Source organism: Limisphaera sp. 4302-co, from assembly GCF_049537155.1.
GTDB lineage: Bacteria > Verrucomicrobiota > Verrucomicrobiia > Limisphaerales > Limisphaeraceae > Limisphaera.
This window is the reverse complement of sequence record NZ_JBMVQZ010000004.1, coordinates 310560-326177: the sequence shown is the minus strand read 5'-3', so window position 1 is coordinate 326177 and position 15618 is coordinate 310560. Positions and strand designations below refer to the sequence as shown.

The window sequence follows — 15618 nt, the reverse complement described above, 5'->3', positions numbered from 1 at the left end:
GTCCCTTGCCCCTGTTGATGAACCCGGCGCCAACCTAGGAATCATGCAAAGCACCGCCAAGCCAAAACCTTTCGCACGGCCGCGGAAAAACCGGCCGGCTTCGAACCCTCCCCGCCCAGCGTCCGTACAAGCCGGCCGCCACCCGCACGCTCCACGACAAGGCTCCACTCACAGCCCTCTGACCACCCATTCCGCTGGCCCGGCCGCCGCAGGGTCGCGCAGCGCCGCTCCCCCGGGGCCTGATCCAACCTTTTCATCCCCGCGACCCATCACTATGCTGTCCGGCAAACGTGCGGTCGAGCGCCGTCGTTTCCAGAAAAAAGGCCCGGGCCAGACCGCCGCCCAAGGGACGTCGAGACCATGATCATCAAACCCAAACCCATCGTGGAACCAGACCCGCCCCTGCAACCGGACGATCTGCTGGTCATCACCGGGGCAGGCGGGTTCATCGGAGGCAACCTCGTTCGTTATTTCCGCAAAAAGGGATTCCGCCGCATCCGTGCGGTGGACAAAAAGCCCCTTCCCCAATGGTACATCCGCGAGCCGGGGGTGGAAAACCTCTGCCTGGACCTCACCATCGAGGAGAACTGCCGGCGTGCGGTGGAGGACGCGGTGGAGGTGTACAACCTGGCCGCCGACATGGGCGGCATGGGATTCATCGAACGCTACCGGGTGGAGTGCCTGCGCTCCATCCTCATCAACACCCACCTGATCGAATCGGCCTGGCGCGCAGGCGTGCGGCGGTACTTCTTCTCCAGCTCCGCCTGCGCTTACAACATCCAGCTCCAACAGGATCCGAATGCCCGCGCACTCAAGGAGTCCGACGCCTACCCCGCCTGGCCGGAGCGCGGCTACGGTTGGGAAAAACTCATGAGCGAAATCTTCTGCCAGGAATACTGGGCCGAACGCGGGCTCAAGACCTTCATCGCCCGGTTCCACAATGTCTACGGCCCGTACGGGACCTGGGACGGCGGCCGCGAAAAGGCCCCCGCAGCCATCTGCCGCAAGGTCATCGAGGCCATTGACCGCGGCGACCTCCGCATCACCATCTGGGGCGACGGCCGGCAAACCCGCAGTTTCATGTACATTGACGACTGCGTCTACGGCATTGACCGCATCATGCATTGCGACCAACTGGTGGCCACGCCCATCAACCTCGGCTCCAGCGAGCTCGTCTCCATCAACGACCTGGTCTCCATGGTCGAGAAGATCGCCGGAGTCACGCTGAAACGGGAATACGACCCGGACGCCCCCCGCGGCGTGGCCGGACGCAACTCCGACAACACTTTCATCAAACAGGTCCTTGGCTGGGAACCCAGCACTCCGCTCGAGCAGGGGTTGCGCGTTACCTACAACTGGATCAAGGAACAGTACGAAAAACGCAAACAGGGCCGCCACGTCGTCGAATAGCCGGTCCATCCGCACCAATCGGCGCGGTCGCCATGACCGATCCCGTCCAAAAGTTCCTGGGTCGAATCCCCCTGCGCATCGCCCTGGCAGGCGGTTGGATTGATCAACCGTTCGTTTCGCGACACAACCCCGACCCGCCGGGTTCCATGGTGGTGGTCTCGCTGGTGCCGAACTTCCGGCCCATGGACCGCGCCGGGTTCGCCACCGGCACCCGCGCCGTGGCCCAACGCATCTGGAAGGGCCGGTTGCCCCGGCGCCGCCCCGATCAACTCGTACGCGAACTCTACGCCGCCGAAAACGAGGGTCGGACCGACCCCAGCGGATCCCAGGACATGATCGGCATCGTCTATCCGGGCATCAGCCGGCTGGATTACGACGCCCGTGTCGAGGGCGGTGTCTTCCCGGCGCACATCGAGTCCCTGACCGACCGCCGCACCGCTGCCTGGCTGGAACGGGTGCTTCACATCCTGCCGGTCGAGCCCAGGCCCGACGGGTATTACCCCCTCGGTCGCCAGAACCTTGACCCGCGCTGGATCGCCCGACTCGGCCGAACCGGCCGCGACTGCTTCGAGGCCATCCGGCGGCGCGATCTCCACGCACTCGGCCGCGCCTTCAACGAATGCATGCGCTGCTGGGAGGTCATCCTCCCCGACACCGTCCAGCACCCCACCCTCCGCCTGGACCTCAAAGCCATGCTCCGCGCCTACCAACGCCGCTACCCGGGCGCCATGTTCTCCGGTTGCGGCGGGGGTTACCTCTTCGTCGTCTCGGAACAACCCGTGCCCGGCTCGTTCCAAATCCGGATCCGAACTCAATGAACCCCGACTCACAGCTTGTGGAACATTCCTCCGCCGCCCATCACCCGCCCGCACAGACCGCCGTGGTGGTCTCGGGCCCGTTCGACGACCTCCGATCGCATCATGTCCGTCTCCTGCAGGAAGCCGCCCGCCGCGGCCCGGTCACCGTGTGGCTCTGGTCGGACAACGCCATTCACCGGACCTTGGGACACCCGCCCAGGTTTCCCCTGCCGGAGCGGCTTTACCTTCTGCGCGCCCTCCGTTTCGTCACGGACGTCCAGTGCACCGACGAACCGCTGCAGCCGGATCCCTCGCTGCTGCCCCCCGGCCCGGTCCTGTGGGTCGTCCACCCCTTCCCGGAGCCGCATCCGGAACCACCCCCGCGAGCCGATCTCCAAACCCTCACCCTCGCCCCGACCGACCTCGCCGGATTCCCGCTGCCGGATCCCCTGCCACCCGATCCCGGCCGCAAAAAGGTCGTTGTTACCGGTTGTTACGACTGGCTCCACTCCGGGCATGTACGTTTCTTCGAGGAGTGCAGCAGCCTGGGCAACCTCTACGTCATTGTGGGCAACGACGCCAACGTGCGCGCCCTCAAGGGGCCCGGTCACCCGCTCCAATCCCAGGACGAACGTCGCTACATGGTCGCGGCCATCCGTTACGTCATCGAGACCTTCATCTCCTCCGGCCATGGCTGGCTCGATGCCGACCCGGAAATCCGCCGGCTGCGTCCCGACATCTACGCGGTGAACGAGGACGGCGACAAGGGAGGCAAACGCGAGTATTGTGCCCAACTCGGCCTCGAATACGTCGTGCTCAAACGGACGCCGGCCCCCGGCCTGCCCGCCCGTTCCAGCACCCAACTTCGCGGATTCTAACCCGGTCAACTGCCACGATTCCCAACCAACCAACCAGCCCTATGAAAAGACTCCCCAAAACCGCGGCGATCCTCACCGCCGCACTCACGCTCGGTACCAGCCAGCCTTCCACCGCCGGGGAACCCATCCGGCTCCAGATCGCCCGCGGCCCGTTCCTCCCCACGGCAGAGTCCCTCAGCCAATACACCTGCCCGGACTGGTTCCGCGACGCCAAGTTCGGCATCTGGTCCCATTGGGGCCCGCAATCGGTCCCCATGGCCGGCGACTGGTACGCCCGCAACCTCTACGTCCAGGGCCATCGCCAGTACCGGCATCATCTCGAGAACTTCGGACATCCCTCCACCAACGGTTGGAAGGGCATCATCCCGCTCTGGCGTGCCGAACGTTTCGATCCCGACCGCCTCATGGGCCTCTACCGCCGCGCCGGCGCACGCTACTTCGTCAGCATGGCGGTGCACCACGACAACTTCGACCTCTGGAATTCCAAGCACCACCGCTGGAACGCCGTCAACATGGGCCCACACAGGGACATCGTCGCCGCCTGGCAACAGGCCGCCCGCAAACATGGCCTCCGCTTCGGCGTCTCCGAACATCTCGGCGCCAGCTTCACCTGGTTCCAAACCGCCAAAGGCGCCGATTCCTCCGGTCCCCTGGCCGGCGTGCCCTACGACGGGAACCTCGAGCCGTACTGGGATCTCTACCACCCGCCGGCCGGCCCACACGACCGCGGCTGGTACTCCACCAACCGCCAATGGCACCTGACCTGGTTCCGACGCATCAAGGACCTCGTGGACTCCTACCAGCCGGACCTCCTCTACACCGACGGCGGCATCCCCTTCGACGGCGTGTGACGCAGCCTGGTCGCCCACTTTTACAACAGCAGCATCCTCCAGCGCGGCCGGCTCGATGTCGTCTACACCTGCAAGAACATGGGCTCGGGCGAGTTCATCCCCGGCGCCGCCGTGGAAGACATCGAACGGGGCGTCCAGGCCGGCATCCAACCCCGGCCCTGGCAAACCGACACGTCCATCGGAGACTGGTTCTACAACCGCGACTGGAAATACCGGCCCCCGCGCTGGATCATCCACATGCTCGTCGACATCGTCAGCAAGAACGGCAACCTCCTACTCAATGTGGTCCAGCGCCCGGACGGCTCCCTCGATCCAGAAGTCGAACAAGCCTTGGAAGAACTGGCCGCATGGTTCGCCATCCATGGCGAAGCCATTTACGGCACCCGCCCGTGGTACGTCTTCGGCGAAGGCCCCACCCGGATCCGCGGCGGCTATTTCCGGGAAGACTATCGCTTCACCGCCGGTGACATTCGTTTCACCACCAAAGGCTCCACCCTCTACGCCCTCGCCCTCGGTTGGCCAGCCGACCAGCGACTTACCATCCGGGCGCTGGGCAGCGTCCCCGGCACACGCACCAACCGCATCCGGTCCGTCCACCTGCTGGGCCACGACCGCCCCCTCGCCTGGGCCCAAGACACCAACGGCCTCACCGTTTTCCTGCCCCCGCAACCACCTTCGCGCCACACCGCCGCACTCCGGATCGCCGGCTCCCAACTGGCGCCCGTTCCATGGTTCGAACCCGTCCCACCCCTTGAACCCGCACCCGACGGTACCCTCCTCTTGGAGGCAGAAAGTGCCGATCTCCACGGCACTCAAATCCGGATCGAACAACGCGGCGGCCGACCCAACATCGGTTTCTGGGACCGTCCCGAAGAGTCCGTCTCCTGGACGGTTCGCATCCCCCGCCCCGGTTCCTATCGCGTCCACGCCGAATGCGCCGCCGCCGCGGGCGCCACCCGGTTGACTCTTCAAACCGGTCGAGAATCCCTCAGCGCCGCCATCCCTGCCACAACCTCATGGGACGAGTTCCCAACCATCGAACTCGGCAGCCTGCGTTTCGACCGGCCGGGCACCCACAAGCTCCATCTCAAACCCGCCGAGGCATCCGCCTGGCGCCCCGTCAACGTCCGATTGCTCCGGCTCACGCCCGAGCGCTGAACCACGCACTTCGCATCTCATGGCCCCCCTCGCTTGACGCAGCCCGGCCACGGGTGTAACCAAGCAGCAGATGGGGAGCTAACCCGTCCTGTCCGGCCGCAACCGGGCGGGCAAAGGCTGAGAGGGTACGGCGGGGGCCGTACCGACCCGTGGAACCTGATCCGGGTAATGCCGGCGAAGGGATCCTGAATCACCCCCTTCCCTGCCTTGCCCCGGCCCCGGGTTCCCCCAAACCGACAGGACAAGACAACGGGAAAACACCATGATTGCCGACCCGAAAGCCATCGAAACCGAAACCGACAGCAGTCGCCACCCCCTGCCCCGATCCCGGCGGGTGTACGTGTCGGGGCAGCTCCACCCCGACATCCGCGTGCCCATGCGGGAGATCGAACTTTCCCCCACCCGCCGCGCCGATGGCTCCATCGAGGTGAACGAGCCCGTGCGTGTCTATGACACCAGCGGCCCCTGGGGAGACCCTGACTTCCACGGCGATGTGACCCGCGGACTGCCGCCGCTCCGGCGGCCCTGGATCCTCGCCCGCGGCGACGTGGAAGAGTACGAAGGCCGGCCCGTCCGACCCGAGGACGACGGTTACCTCTCCGAACAACATCGCCAATGGGCCCGCGCCAGGCGGCAGGACGACCCGGGCTACCGGCTCGAAGGCCTCACCGCCCCACGCCGCAAACCGCTCCGCGCCTCCAAAGGTCACCCCGTCACCCAGCTGTGGTACGCACGCCAGGGCATCATCACACCGGAAATGGAGTTCGTCGCCATCCGCGAAAACATGCGCCTTTACAACCTCCGGACCCAGATGGCCGAACTATCCAGGGACCGCGCCCGGGACGACCTGCGCAAGCAGCACCTCGGCTCCGCCCAACTGCCCGGTTCACCCTGCACACCGTCGGTCTTCCGCCGCTTCCCCCAACGCATCCCCGATGAAATCACCCCCGAATTCGTCCGCCAGGAGGTCGCCGCCGGCCGCGCCATCATCCCCTGCAACGTCAACCATCCCGAGCTGGAGCCGATGATCATCGGCCGCAACTTCCTCGTGAAAGTCAACGCCAACATCGGCAACTCCGCCATCGCCTCCTCCATCGAGGAGGAGGTCGAAAAAATGCGCTGGGCCATCAAGTGGGGCGCCGACACCGTCATGGACCTTTCCACCGGCAGGAACATCCACGCCACGCGCGAATGGATCATTCGCAACTCGCCCGTCCCCATCGGCACCGTGCCCATCTATCAGGCCCTCGAAAAGGTCGGCGGTAAACCGGAAGAACTCTCCTGGGAAATCTTCCGCGACACCCTCATCGAACAGGCCGAGCAGGGCGTGGACTACATCACCGTGCACGCGGGCGTCCTGTTGCGGTTCATCCCGTTGACCGCCCGCCGCATGACCGGCATCGTCTCCCGCGGCGGTTCCATCATGGCCAAGTGGTGCCTGGCCCATCACCAGGAGAACTTCCTCTACACCCACTGGGACGAACTCTGCGAAATCTGCGCCGCCTACGACATCGCCTTCAGCATCGGTGACGGCCTCCGGCCCGGCTCGATTGCCGACGCCAACGACGAAGCCCAGTTCGCCGAACTGCAGGTCCAGGGCGAACTCACCCGCCGGGCCTGGGAACACGGGGTCCAGGTCATGAACGAGGGCCCGGGCCACATCCCCATGCACCTCATCGAGGAAAACATGCACAAACAACTCGAATGGTGCGGCGAGGCCCCCTTCTACACCCTCGGCCCCCTCACCACCGACATCGCGCCCGGCTACGACCACATCACCAGCGCCATCGGCGCGGCCATGATCGCCTGGTACGGCACGGCCATGATCTGCTACGTCACCCCCAAGGAACACCTCGGCCTGCCCAACAAAAAGGACGTCAAGGACGGCGTCATCGCCTACAAAATCGCCGCCCACGCCGCCGACCTGGCCAAGGGCCATCCGGGCGCGCAATACCGTGACAACGCCCTCAGCAAGGCCCGGTTCGAGTTTCGCTGGGAGGACCAGTTCAACCTCAGCCTCGACCCCGAAACCGCCCGGGCCTACCACGACGAAACCCTGCCTGCCGAAGGGGCCAAACTGGCCCACTTCTGCTCCATGTGCGGCCCCCAGTTCTGCAGCATGAAAATCACCGAGGACGTCCGGAAGTACGCCGCCGAACATGGACTCGATGAACAGGAAGCCATCCGAAGGGGGATGGAGAAAAAGAGCGAGGAATTCGTCAAACAGGGCGCAAATCTCTACCGCGAGGCTTGAAACCGCGAAAGCCCGCAACTGAGCCCGGCTCACCCGGACAATCCGGGACCCTCTCCGTCATCCGCAGCCGGAGTGGTCGGAACCACCCTTGCGGATCGGTGCGCGGCCCTTGGTGGGTGCAGCCCGTCTGAACGGACGGGTCCACTCCGGGCGTGGGCCTGCCGCCCTCCCGCCGGGCCTTCCTCGGCTTTTCCTCGTTCACGTTCACCCTTCGCAAGGAGCAGCTCGCCGGCGGATTCACCGCCTGCATGGCCCATCAGCGACAGGCATTGCCGGAGGTCTGGCCACAGGCCCGCCCCGATACCTGGTTCATGCTGATGCTAGAGCCCCATGGCATGAACAGCGGAGGTTCGTCCATACCCCATGCCATCGGCCGACTGGCTTCGACAGGTCCTCGAGGAGGCAAATCCGTTGGCGATCCGGGGAGTACTTTTCAACCCTTGGGCCGGTCCCCAAGACACCGAGACAATCGGAGACCGAATTCAGGCCGAGCTCTCCTCGGCTGCCGGACCGTCTCTCGACGCCGTGCGCCATGGTGCAACCCTGTGCTCCGATGGGGAACCCGGGCCGCCGCGCTGGGAACCGCCCGAGGTGGCTGACGGCCGGATCCTTCTTCGGTTCACCGCCCGGCCCGGGATGAGCCACACGGTGGAGTACGCGACGGAACTGCCAGCCATCAACTGCAACGTCCTGATCCGGGTTCCCGAAACGGCCGAAACCGTGGAAGTCGTGGTGGCCGACCCGGTCGGTCCCCTCCCGCGTTTCTAACGGGCCCGGTCTCCATGGCCCGCCCGGCGAAAGTCCGCGCCACCGGTCGGAAACTGCCTCCCCATGGTTCTACCGGGAACCCCGCCGGGGCACAGCCGGACCGGTGTCACCGGACGTTGCGCAACAGCCGCAAACCGCTACATTGCGCGGCCCTGACACGAGGTGCGGAACGACTCGTGAACAACATCGAGCTCATCATCTGTCTGTTGCTGTTGTTCATGGCCCTCCCTGATTTCTGCTCGAAACTGGGTCGGCCCGCCCTGGTCTTTCCCGCGTTCATTGTCTTCGGCCTGCTGCTCAGCCCGTTTGCCAACCCCCAGATTCGCACCCTGCTCGAGCAGGCCGGTCAGGTGGGGTTCCTCCTGTTGCTGTTCGAAGTGGGGCTGGAAATTGACCTGCCGCCCCCGCGCGAGTTCCTGCGCCCGCTGCTCCACGCGTTGGGATGGGCACTCGTCCAGTTTCCGCCGCTCGTGGCCGCGGCCCTGTGGATGGGGATGGACACCACCCAGGCCCTGCTGGCGGCCACGGCCTTGACCGCCTGTTCCGTCGGCCTGGCACACGCGGCGTGGAAAAGCTACCCCGGCCTGTCCGGTGATCGAAAGGTGTTTGTCCTGCACGGCATGGTGGCCCTGGAGGTGGTGGCGGTCGTTTTTCTGGCGCTGGGTTCCACCATCCTGCGGACGGGTCTGACCTGGATGGTCCTGGCCAAAATGGCCGGGATCGTTGCCACCGTGCTGCTCCTTGCACGTTTCGCCCTGCACCTGAACCGACTGTTCCAAACCGTCCTGGAGCACACCACACACTGGCGCATCCACTGGTTGGTGCTGCTGGTGTTGGTGGTCTGTGCCCTGGGTGAACGCCTCGGACTCGACGCGGCCAAAACCGCGTTCTTCCTCGGACTGGCCATGAGCCGCGTCCAACACCACGGCCTCACCATCGAGGAGTGTATCGCGCCGATCAGCCGCCGGTTCCTGATCCCGGTGTTCTTCGTGGCCCTGGGCTTGAATCTCCAGTGGTCGTGGTTACTCGATCGCACCGCGCTCTGGGCGCTCGGCACCACGGGGGCCCTGCTGGCCCTGCGCGCCTTCTTGCATCGCCACGCGTTCCGATGGGACGGGGATGCCCGCGTGTTCCTACTCTTCTGTCCCAACCTCACCATCGTGGCGCTGGCTGCCAAGGCCATGTTGGATGCGTCAGGAGAGCCGCGAATCGTGGCCTGGCTCCTCCTGACGGGCCTTTTCATGAGCATCGCGTCCGTGGCCCTCCTGCCGTCGGGTGGGAACAACCACACAGTTGCGACCGGACAAACGGCCCCGCAACCCTGAAGAGCGCCCGAACAGGCACAACCGGCACCAAGGGAAATCGAACCCCAACCGGAGACTTGTCCGCCCCGGCAAGCCTGTACCGGCCAGCCTGTTTCAGGTTGCCGAACCCAGCAGGTGGCGAATCTGGGCGGCCAGGTCCGCGCTGCGCATGAGGCTTTCCCCCACCAAAATCGCATCCGCACCGGCAGCCCGCACCCTGCACACGTCCGCGCGCGTGTGAATGCCGCTCTCGGCCACCAGCAACGGTCGCCGCCCGGTGCGGGCAGACCAGTCGGCCAGCCGACGCGCCACCCGTTCCGTGGTGGACAGGTCCACCCGGAACGTCCGCAGGTCGCGGTTATTCACGCCGATGAGGTCCGCCCCCACAGCCAGAGCCCGTTCCAACTCCGCTTCGTCGTGCACCTCCACCAGTACGGCCAGACCCGCCCCGGCGGCCAGGTCGTGCAACCTCTGCAGCCGCTCCTGGGAAAGAATGGCCACGATCAACAGCACCGCATCGGCCCCAGCCGCCACCGATTCCACCAGCTGGCGCTCGTCCAGAATGAAATCCTTCCGCAGCAGCGGCAGCGCCACCGCCGCACGGATCCGCCGCAGGTGATCCAGCGACCCTTGAAAAAACGCCTCGTCCGTCAGCACCGACAGGCAGGCGGCGCCCGCCGCCTCGTACGTTCGCGCAATGCCGACCGGGTCGAAATCCGGCCGGATCACCCCAGCCGAGGGTGATGCCTTCTTCACCTCCGCAATGAGGGCCGGTTCCGTGCCCGCGGCCCGTCGCAAGGCACCCGCGAAATCCCGCCGCGGCCCATGCCGATCCACCGCGGCCCGCAGCTCCTCAACGCTCACCTCCCGCGGGCCCAGACGCTCAATCTCCCCGCGCTTGTGCGCCACGATCCTCTCCAGGATGTCACCCGCCCCGGCCGGCGCGGTCATGCCTCCACCTCCTCCTCGTCCCTGACGCCCTGCTGCCGCTTGGTGGGACAACCCGCCCGGAGCCAGGCATTCACGAACATGTCCAGGTCCCCGTCCAGCACCGCGTCGGTGTCGCCCGTCTGCACGCCCGTCCTCAGGTCCTTCACCATGCGATACGGTTGCAGAACGTAGCTGCGGATCTGGTTGCCCCAACTGATGCTGCCCTTCTCGCCGTAGAAACGCTCCATCTCGGCTCGCTGCTGGTCCTCGCGCCACGCCATCAGCTTCGAAATCAAAAGCTTCATGGCCGTGGCACGATTCTGATGCTGCGAGCGTTGACTCTGCGACGCCACCACGATCCCGGTGGGAATGTGCGTAATGCGGACCGCCGTCTCCACCTTGTTGACGTTCTGACCGCCCTTTCCGCCGGAACGGTAGAAGTCAATCTTCAGATCCGCGGGGTTGATCTCGATCTCGCCGGGATCCTCGATCTCGGCGATCACGTCCACACTGGCAAAGCTCGTGTGCCGCCGCTTGTTGGCATCGAACGGTGAGATCCGCACCAGCCGGTGCACCCCGCGCTCGGCCTTGCAAAAGCCGTAGGCGTTTTCGCCGCGGATGGTCAGCGTGGCGTGTTTGATCCCCGCCGCTTCGCCCGGGAGGATGTCCTCGATCTCCACCTCCCACCCGCGCGATTCGGCCCAACGCTGGTACATCCGCAACAACATGGCCGCCCAGTCGCACGACTCCGTGCCGCCGGCACCCGCGTTGATGCTCATGATGCAGTTGCGGTGGTCGTGCGGCCCGTTCAACAAAACCTTCAACTCCAGCCGCTCCAGCTCCTTCAGAAACCGGTCGGTGTCCGCGGCCAGATCCTCCAACAGGGCAGGCTGGGTCGAGGGCGGTTCCGCCTTGCCCAGTTCCACCATCACGCGCAGGTCTTCCAACTGCTTCTCCGCCTTCAGCAGCGGCTCCACGCGCGAACGCAGGCGGTTGGCCTCCTCGATGAGCTTCTGCGCCTGCTCCCGGTTGGCCCAGAAGTTCTCCCCCGCCATTTGGGCCTCGATCTCCCCCAGACGACGCTGCGCACCGGGCACGTCAAAGAAACCTCCGCAGGTAGTTCAGCTTGTCAGCCGCCGCAGCCAGTTGGGTCTCAATCGTCTCAAACATGCAAATCAGGATAGCCCCTCCGCTGCGGCCCGCAACGGTGGAGCGCCTCCACACCAGCCCGCCATACAAGGTCTCGCTTCTCCGGCGAGCCCTTCCGTTGATGCAATCCACCCCGTCAAGCTGGACGCATACCCAGCCCTTCCCGGCCCATCGAATCGCGCATCACCGACAATCAGCAACTTGCATACTTACCGGCACGCACGAACAAAAAATACACAAAGTCTATTGACAAAGTGACTTTTTTGTCTAATGTGGCGGTGTCATGTGCGGGTGGACAGCAGCCACGACCGTCACAGGGCCGTCCCGCAAGGGTGCGGAAAATCACCATCCGGGAACGGAACCCGATTGCCCGAGCCGCCGGTCGGGCCACGGTTTGCAAGCACAGACCACGGGCCGGGCACGGGGCCGTCAGGCTGCCACTGCGCATGCGGACTGGCTGAGCAACCGGGAAGATGAAAGGGAGGCGCCGTGGTCGAAAAACCGTATCGCAGCCTGGTCAAGGCCGTCTCGTGGCGGATCACCGGTACGCTGGACACGATCTTCGTGTCGTTTCTGGTCACCGGAAAAATCAAAATGGCCGTCTCGATCGGGCTGATCGAGTTGTTCACGAAAATCATGCTTTACTATTTGCATGAGCGAATTTGGAATCGGATCTCCTTCGGGCGCGTGAAGGCGCAGGAGGACTACAGCATTTGAGCCGCAGGACAACAACATCACAGAACGGAGGTAGCAACGATGCCCTTGCATCCCGACATTGTCAGCACGGTGGGCCGCACGCCGCTGGTCAAACTCAACCGCATCACCGCCGGCCTGGACGCCACCATCGCCGTCAAGTGCGAGTTCTTCAACCCGCTCAGCAGCGTGAAGGACCGGATCGGCTATTCAATGATCGCAGCGGCGGAGCGGGACGGGATCCTCACCCCGGAAACGACGATCATCGAGCCCACATCGGGGAACACGGGCATTGCGCTTGCCTTCGTGGCGGCTGCACGCGGCTACAAGCTCATCCTGACCATGCCCGAAACCATGAGCCTGGAGCGCCGCACCCTGCTGGCCATGCTGGGCGCCAAACTGGTGCTGACTCCGGGGCCCGAAGGGATGCGCGGCGCCATTCGCAAGGCCGAGGAGCTGCATCGGGACATTCAACCCTCCTGGATCCCCCAGCAGTTTGAAAACCCGGCCAACCCGGAGATCCACCGGCGCACGACGGCCGAGGAGATCTGGGCCGACACGAACGGCAAGATTGACATCTTCGTGGCGGCCGTGGGAACCGGCGGCACCATCACCGGGGTGGGCGAGGTCATCAAATCCCGCAAAAAGGATTTCAAGGTCATCGCCGTCGAGCCCAAGGATTCACCCGTCATCACACAGACCCTGCGGGGCGAACCGATCAAGCCCGGCCCGCACAAGATCCAGGGCACCGGCGCCGGATTCGTCCCCAAGGTCCTGAACCTGCAGATCCTTGACGAGGTCATCACGGTCAGCAACGAGGACGCCTTCGCCATGGCGCGCCGGCTGGCCTTGGAGGAGGGCATTTTGGCCGGCATCTCCAGCGGGGCCAATGTCTGGGCGGCCCTGCAGGTGGCCAAACGGCCCGAAAACAAGGGGAAACTGATCGTGACCGTGGCGCCCAGCACGGGTGAACGCTATCTCAGCACGCCCCTGGCGGACGAAGCCCGCCGCCAGGTGCAGGCATGACGACAGCCCGTACGATGAATGCGACAAAAACCGAGAACGGCCTGACGCGCAACGAAGCCCTGAAGACCGGCTGCCCCACGCTGGCGGGCAACATCTTCGCCACGTGGGCCGACCCTTCGACCGACCATTTCACCGACGACGACTACGAGTTCCTCAAGTTCCACGGCGTCTATCAGCAGGACGACCGCGACCTGCGCAAGACCGGCAAGAAATGGATCTTCATGGTGCGGGGGCGGATCCCCGGCGGCGTGATGACCGCCCGCCAATGGGCCGTGTTCGACGAGCTTTCGACCCGCCACGGCAACAACACGCTCCGCATCACCACGCGGCAGAGCATCCAATTCCACGGCGTGCTCAAGCCGGGTTTGCGCCCCCTGATCCACGGCATCAACGAGTGCCTGCTCTCCACCCTGGCGGCCTGCGGCGACGTCAACCGCAATGTCATGGCCCCGCCCACGCCGGCCTACACACCGGCCCGGGCCGAGGTGTTCGATGACTGCAAACGCGTGGCCGAGGCGCTCAAGCCGCGTACGCCGGCCTACCACGCCATCTGGATCGAAGGTGTCCAACTCCAGCTGGAGGATCCGGCCCACCGCGACTTCGAGGACCCCTTGTACGGCAAGGGATACCTCCCCAGGAAATTCAAGACGGCCTTTGTCATCCCGCCCGTCAACGACATCGACATCCTCACCAACGACCTGGGCTTCATTGCCATCGTGGAAGGCGGTCGTCTGGTGGGTTACAACCTGGCCGTCGGCGGCGGCATGGGCCGGAGTCACGGCAACGCGCAAACCTACCCGCGCCTGGCCGATGTCCTCGGCTTTCTCCCGCGCGAGAAGGTCATCGACGTGGCCAGGGCCGTGTTGACCATCCACCGCGACTTTGGCGATCGGACCAACCGCAAGCACGCCCGGCTGAAGTACGTGGTGGCGGAGCGCGGCGTGGACTGGACGCGGGCCGAGGTCGAGAAACGCGCGGGATTCGCACTGGAACCGGCCCGCCCCTTCCACTTCACCACGACCGGCGATCTGTTGGGCTGGCACCGGCAGGTGGACGGGCGCTGGTTCTTCACCGTGTTCGTGGAGTCCGGCCGGGTCAAGGACACCCCGCAACTGCGGCTCAAGACCGCACTGCGCCAGATCGCCGATCGCTGGCCGGACCTCGAGTTCCGGCTCACCCCGAACCAGAACGTCATCCTGGCGAACGTCCCCGAGCCGGCCCGCAACGCAATTGATTCGCTCCTGCGCGAACACGGCGTCCGCACCGACCGGCAAACCACCGTCATCCGCGCCGCCGCACTCTCCTGCCCGGCCCTGCCCACCTGCGGCCTGGCGCTGGCCGAGTCCGAACGGCTCCTGCCAAGTGTGCTCGACCGGCTCGAGCGCATCGCCGCCGAACTCGGCCTGCAGGATCAGGAGATCATCGTGCGCATCACCGGTTGCCCCAACGGTTGCGCCCGGCCGTACATGGCCGAGATCGGCCTGGTCGGGAAGGCACCCGGTCGTTACCAGTTGTGGGTGGGTGGCGACGTGGCCGGCACCCGGCTCAACCGGTTGTGGAAGGATACCGTCAAGGAGCCCGAACTGGAGGGAGAGCTTCGGGCCCTTTTGGAGCGATACGCCCGGGAACGTACAACCGGGGAACGATTCGGTGACTGGGCCGTGCGCGTGCTCTGGCCGGAAATCCAGACCGTCCCTGCCCTCGCATGAACACCGAGACCCTGCAGCAGTGGAACGCCGAACTCCGGGAGCGCCATCCCCGGGACATCGTCCGTTGGGCCATCAGCCAGGCCGGGGGACGCGCCGTCGTCTCCACCAACTTCCGCCCTTACGAGGCCGTCCTGTTGCACCTGTGCGTGCAGGAACAGCCCGACATCCCCGTGCTCTGGGTGGATCACGGCTACAACCGGCCGGCGACCTACCGCCATGCCGAGCAATTGCGGCAGCAGCTCGGGCTCAATTTGAAGATCTACCATCCCCGGATGTCCGTGGCACATTACGAAGCCGTGCACGGCCCGCCGCCGCGCCCGGACGACGAGGAGGGACTCCGCCGGTTCAGCGCCATCATGAAACTGGAACCGTTCCAGCGCGGCATGCGCGAACTGGCCCCCAAAGTCTGGCTGACCGCGCTGCGCAAGGTCCAGAACCCCCACCGCGCCACCCTCGACGTCGTCCTGTGGGACGAAAACTTTCAGGTCCTCAAGGTCAGCCCGGTCTTTCACTGGACCGACGCCGACATGGAGGCCTATCTCCAACAACACAACCTTCCCAACGAATGGGACTACTTCGACCCGGCCAAGGCCGATGAAAAACGCGAGTGCGGCCTGCACGCCCGCTGGGTGACCCAGGTCCTGCGCCCCTGAGCGCCGGCCACCCCGCGGGCGGTTCCCGGGCATGCTCC

Annotated in this window: 12 protein-coding genes, 2 pseudogenes and 1 riboswitch; of the genes and pseudogenes, 12 read left to right on the top strand and 2 right to left on the bottom strand. The window is 65.4% G+C overall.

The window, feature by feature from the left end; all coding sequences use genetic code 11:
• Window positions 1–360: 360 nt before the first annotated feature.
• The 8 genes and pseudogenes from ACPDIX_RS06675 to ACPDIX_RS06640 all read left to right on the top strand — a co-directional run bounded on the left by ACPDIX_RS06675 (window position 361) and on the right by ACPDIX_RS06640 (window position 9441).
• Complete coding sequence (locus tag ACPDIX_RS06675; RefSeq protein ID WP_423430999.1) at window positions 361–1410, top strand: NAD-dependent epimerase/dehydratase family protein; 1050 nt, start codon at window positions 361–363, stop codon at window positions 1408–1410.
• 32 nt (window positions 1411–1442) lie between these two features.
• Entirely contained in the window at window positions 1443–2228 is a 786-nt protein-coding gene (locus ACPDIX_RS06670; RefSeq protein ID WP_423430998.1) for a hypothetical protein, read from the top strand.
• A gap of 17 nt (window positions 2229–2245) precedes the next feature.
• Window positions 2246–3085: an adenylyltransferase/cytidyltransferase family protein gene (locus ACPDIX_RS06665; RefSeq protein ID WP_423430997.1), complete on the top strand. Its 840-nt coding sequence runs from the start codon at window positions 2246–2248 to the stop codon at window positions 3083–3085.
• Window positions 3086–3126: 41 nt separating this feature from the next.
• Window positions 3127–4293: pseudogene (locus ACPDIX_RS06660) on the top strand (alpha-L-fucosidase); the annotation flags it as partial.
• The gene (locus ACPDIX_RS06655) at window positions 4267–5094 is read left to right on the top strand and encodes an alpha-L-fucosidase C-terminal domain-containing protein (RefSeq protein WP_423431019.1); all 828 of its coding nucleotides are present in this window, start codon (window positions 4267–4269) and stop codon (window positions 5092–5094) included. The pseudogene ACPDIX_RS06660 and the gene ACPDIX_RS06655, both read left to right, overlap by 27 nt.
• A 61-nt stretch (window positions 5095–5155) precedes the next feature.
• A riboswitch (TPP riboswitch) is annotated at window positions 5156–5295 on the top strand.
• A 61-nt stretch (window positions 5296–5356) separates the two neighbouring features.
• Window positions 5357–7348: a phosphomethylpyrimidine synthase ThiC gene (gene thiC, locus ACPDIX_RS06650; RefSeq protein WP_423430996.1), complete on the top strand. Its 1992-nt coding sequence runs from the start codon at window positions 5357–5359 to the stop codon at window positions 7346–7348.
• Between the two features lie 363 nt (window positions 7349–7711).
• Window positions 7712–8116, top strand: a complete 405-nt coding sequence (locus ACPDIX_RS06645) for a hypothetical protein (RefSeq protein ID WP_423430995.1) — start codon at window positions 7712–7714, stop codon at window positions 8114–8116.
• Window positions 8117–8292: 176 nt separating this feature from the next.
• Entirely contained in the window at window positions 8293–9441 is a 1149-nt protein-coding gene (locus tag ACPDIX_RS06640) for a cation:proton antiporter (RefSeq protein WP_423430994.1), read from the top strand.
• Between the two features lie 93 nt (window positions 9442–9534).
• Here ACPDIX_RS06640 and trpC read toward each other — a convergent pair whose 3' ends face one another.
• Together trpC and prfB are read right to left on the bottom strand one after the other, a co-directional pair.
• Window positions 9535–10371, bottom strand: coding sequence for an indole-3-glycerol phosphate synthase TrpC (gene trpC / locus ACPDIX_RS06635; protein WP_423430993.1), 837 nt, complete (start codon window positions 10369–10371; stop codon window positions 9535–9537).
• A pseudogene (prfB, locus tag ACPDIX_RS06630) lies at window positions 10368–11462 on the bottom strand (peptide chain release factor 2); the annotation flags it as partial. The gene trpC and the pseudogene prfB, both read right to left, overlap by 4 nt.
• Before the next feature lie 526 nt (window positions 11463–11988).
• Here prfB and ACPDIX_RS06625 point away from each other — a divergent pair.
• Genes ACPDIX_RS06625 through ACPDIX_RS06610 form a run of 4 tightly spaced genes read left to right on the top strand, consistent with a single transcriptional unit; the run spans window position 11989 to window position 15580 of the window.
• A complete protein-coding gene (locus ACPDIX_RS06625) occupies window positions 11989–12216 on the top strand; it encodes a DUF2061 domain-containing protein (protein WP_423430992.1) in 228 nt (75 codons plus the stop codon).
• Between the two features lie 39 nt (window positions 12217–12255).
• A complete protein-coding gene (cysK, locus tag ACPDIX_RS06620; RefSeq protein WP_423430991.1) occupies window positions 12256–13218 on the top strand; it encodes a cysteine synthase A in 963 nt (320 codons plus the stop codon).
• A gap of 14 nt (window positions 13219–13232) precedes the next feature.
• Window positions 13233–14927, top strand: a complete 1695-nt coding sequence (locus ACPDIX_RS06615; RefSeq protein WP_423430990.1) for an NADPH-dependent assimilatory sulfite reductase hemoprotein subunit — start codon at window positions 13233–13235, stop codon at window positions 14925–14927.
• Window positions 14924–15580: a phosphoadenosine phosphosulfate reductase family protein gene (locus tag ACPDIX_RS06610; protein ID WP_423430989.1), complete on the top strand. Its 657-nt coding sequence runs from the start codon at window positions 14924–14926 to the stop codon at window positions 15578–15580. The genes ACPDIX_RS06615 and ACPDIX_RS06610 overlap by 4 nt, the downstream gene beginning before the upstream one ends.
• Window positions 15581–15618: the final 38 nt, after the last annotated feature.

What these genes read in the sequence shown, in the direction of transcription:
- ACPDIX_RS06675 (WP_423430999.1), top strand. Translation starts at nt 361, where the DNA reads ATGATCATCAAACCCAAACCCATCGTGGAACCAGACCCGCCCCTGCAA.
- ACPDIX_RS06670 (WP_423430998.1), top strand. Translation starts at nt 1,443, where the DNA reads ATGACCGATCCCGTCCAAAAGTTCCTGGGTCGAATCCCCCTGCGCATC.
- thiC (WP_423430996.1), top strand. Translation starts at nt 5,357, where the DNA reads ATGATTGCCGACCCGAAAGCCATCGAAACCGAAACCGACAGCAGTCGC.
- ACPDIX_RS06645 (WP_423430995.1), top strand. Translation starts at nt 7,712, where the DNA reads ATGCCATCGGCCGACTGGCTTCGACAGGTCCTCGAGGAGGCAAATCCG.
- trpC (WP_423430993.1), bottom strand. Translation starts at nt 10,371, where the DNA reads ATGACCGCGCCGGCCGGGGCGGGTGACATCCTGGAGAGGATCGTGGCG.
- cysK (WP_423430991.1), top strand. Translation starts at nt 12,256, where the DNA reads ATGCCCTTGCATCCCGACATTGTCAGCACGGTGGGCCGCACGCCGCTG.
- ACPDIX_RS06615 (WP_423430990.1), top strand. Translation starts at nt 13,233, where the DNA reads ATGAATGCGACAAAAACCGAGAACGGCCTGACGCGCAACGAAGCCCTG.
- ACPDIX_RS06610 (WP_423430989.1), top strand. Translation starts at nt 14,924, where the DNA reads ATGAACACCGAGACCCTGCAGCAGTGGAACGCCGAACTCCGGGAGCGC.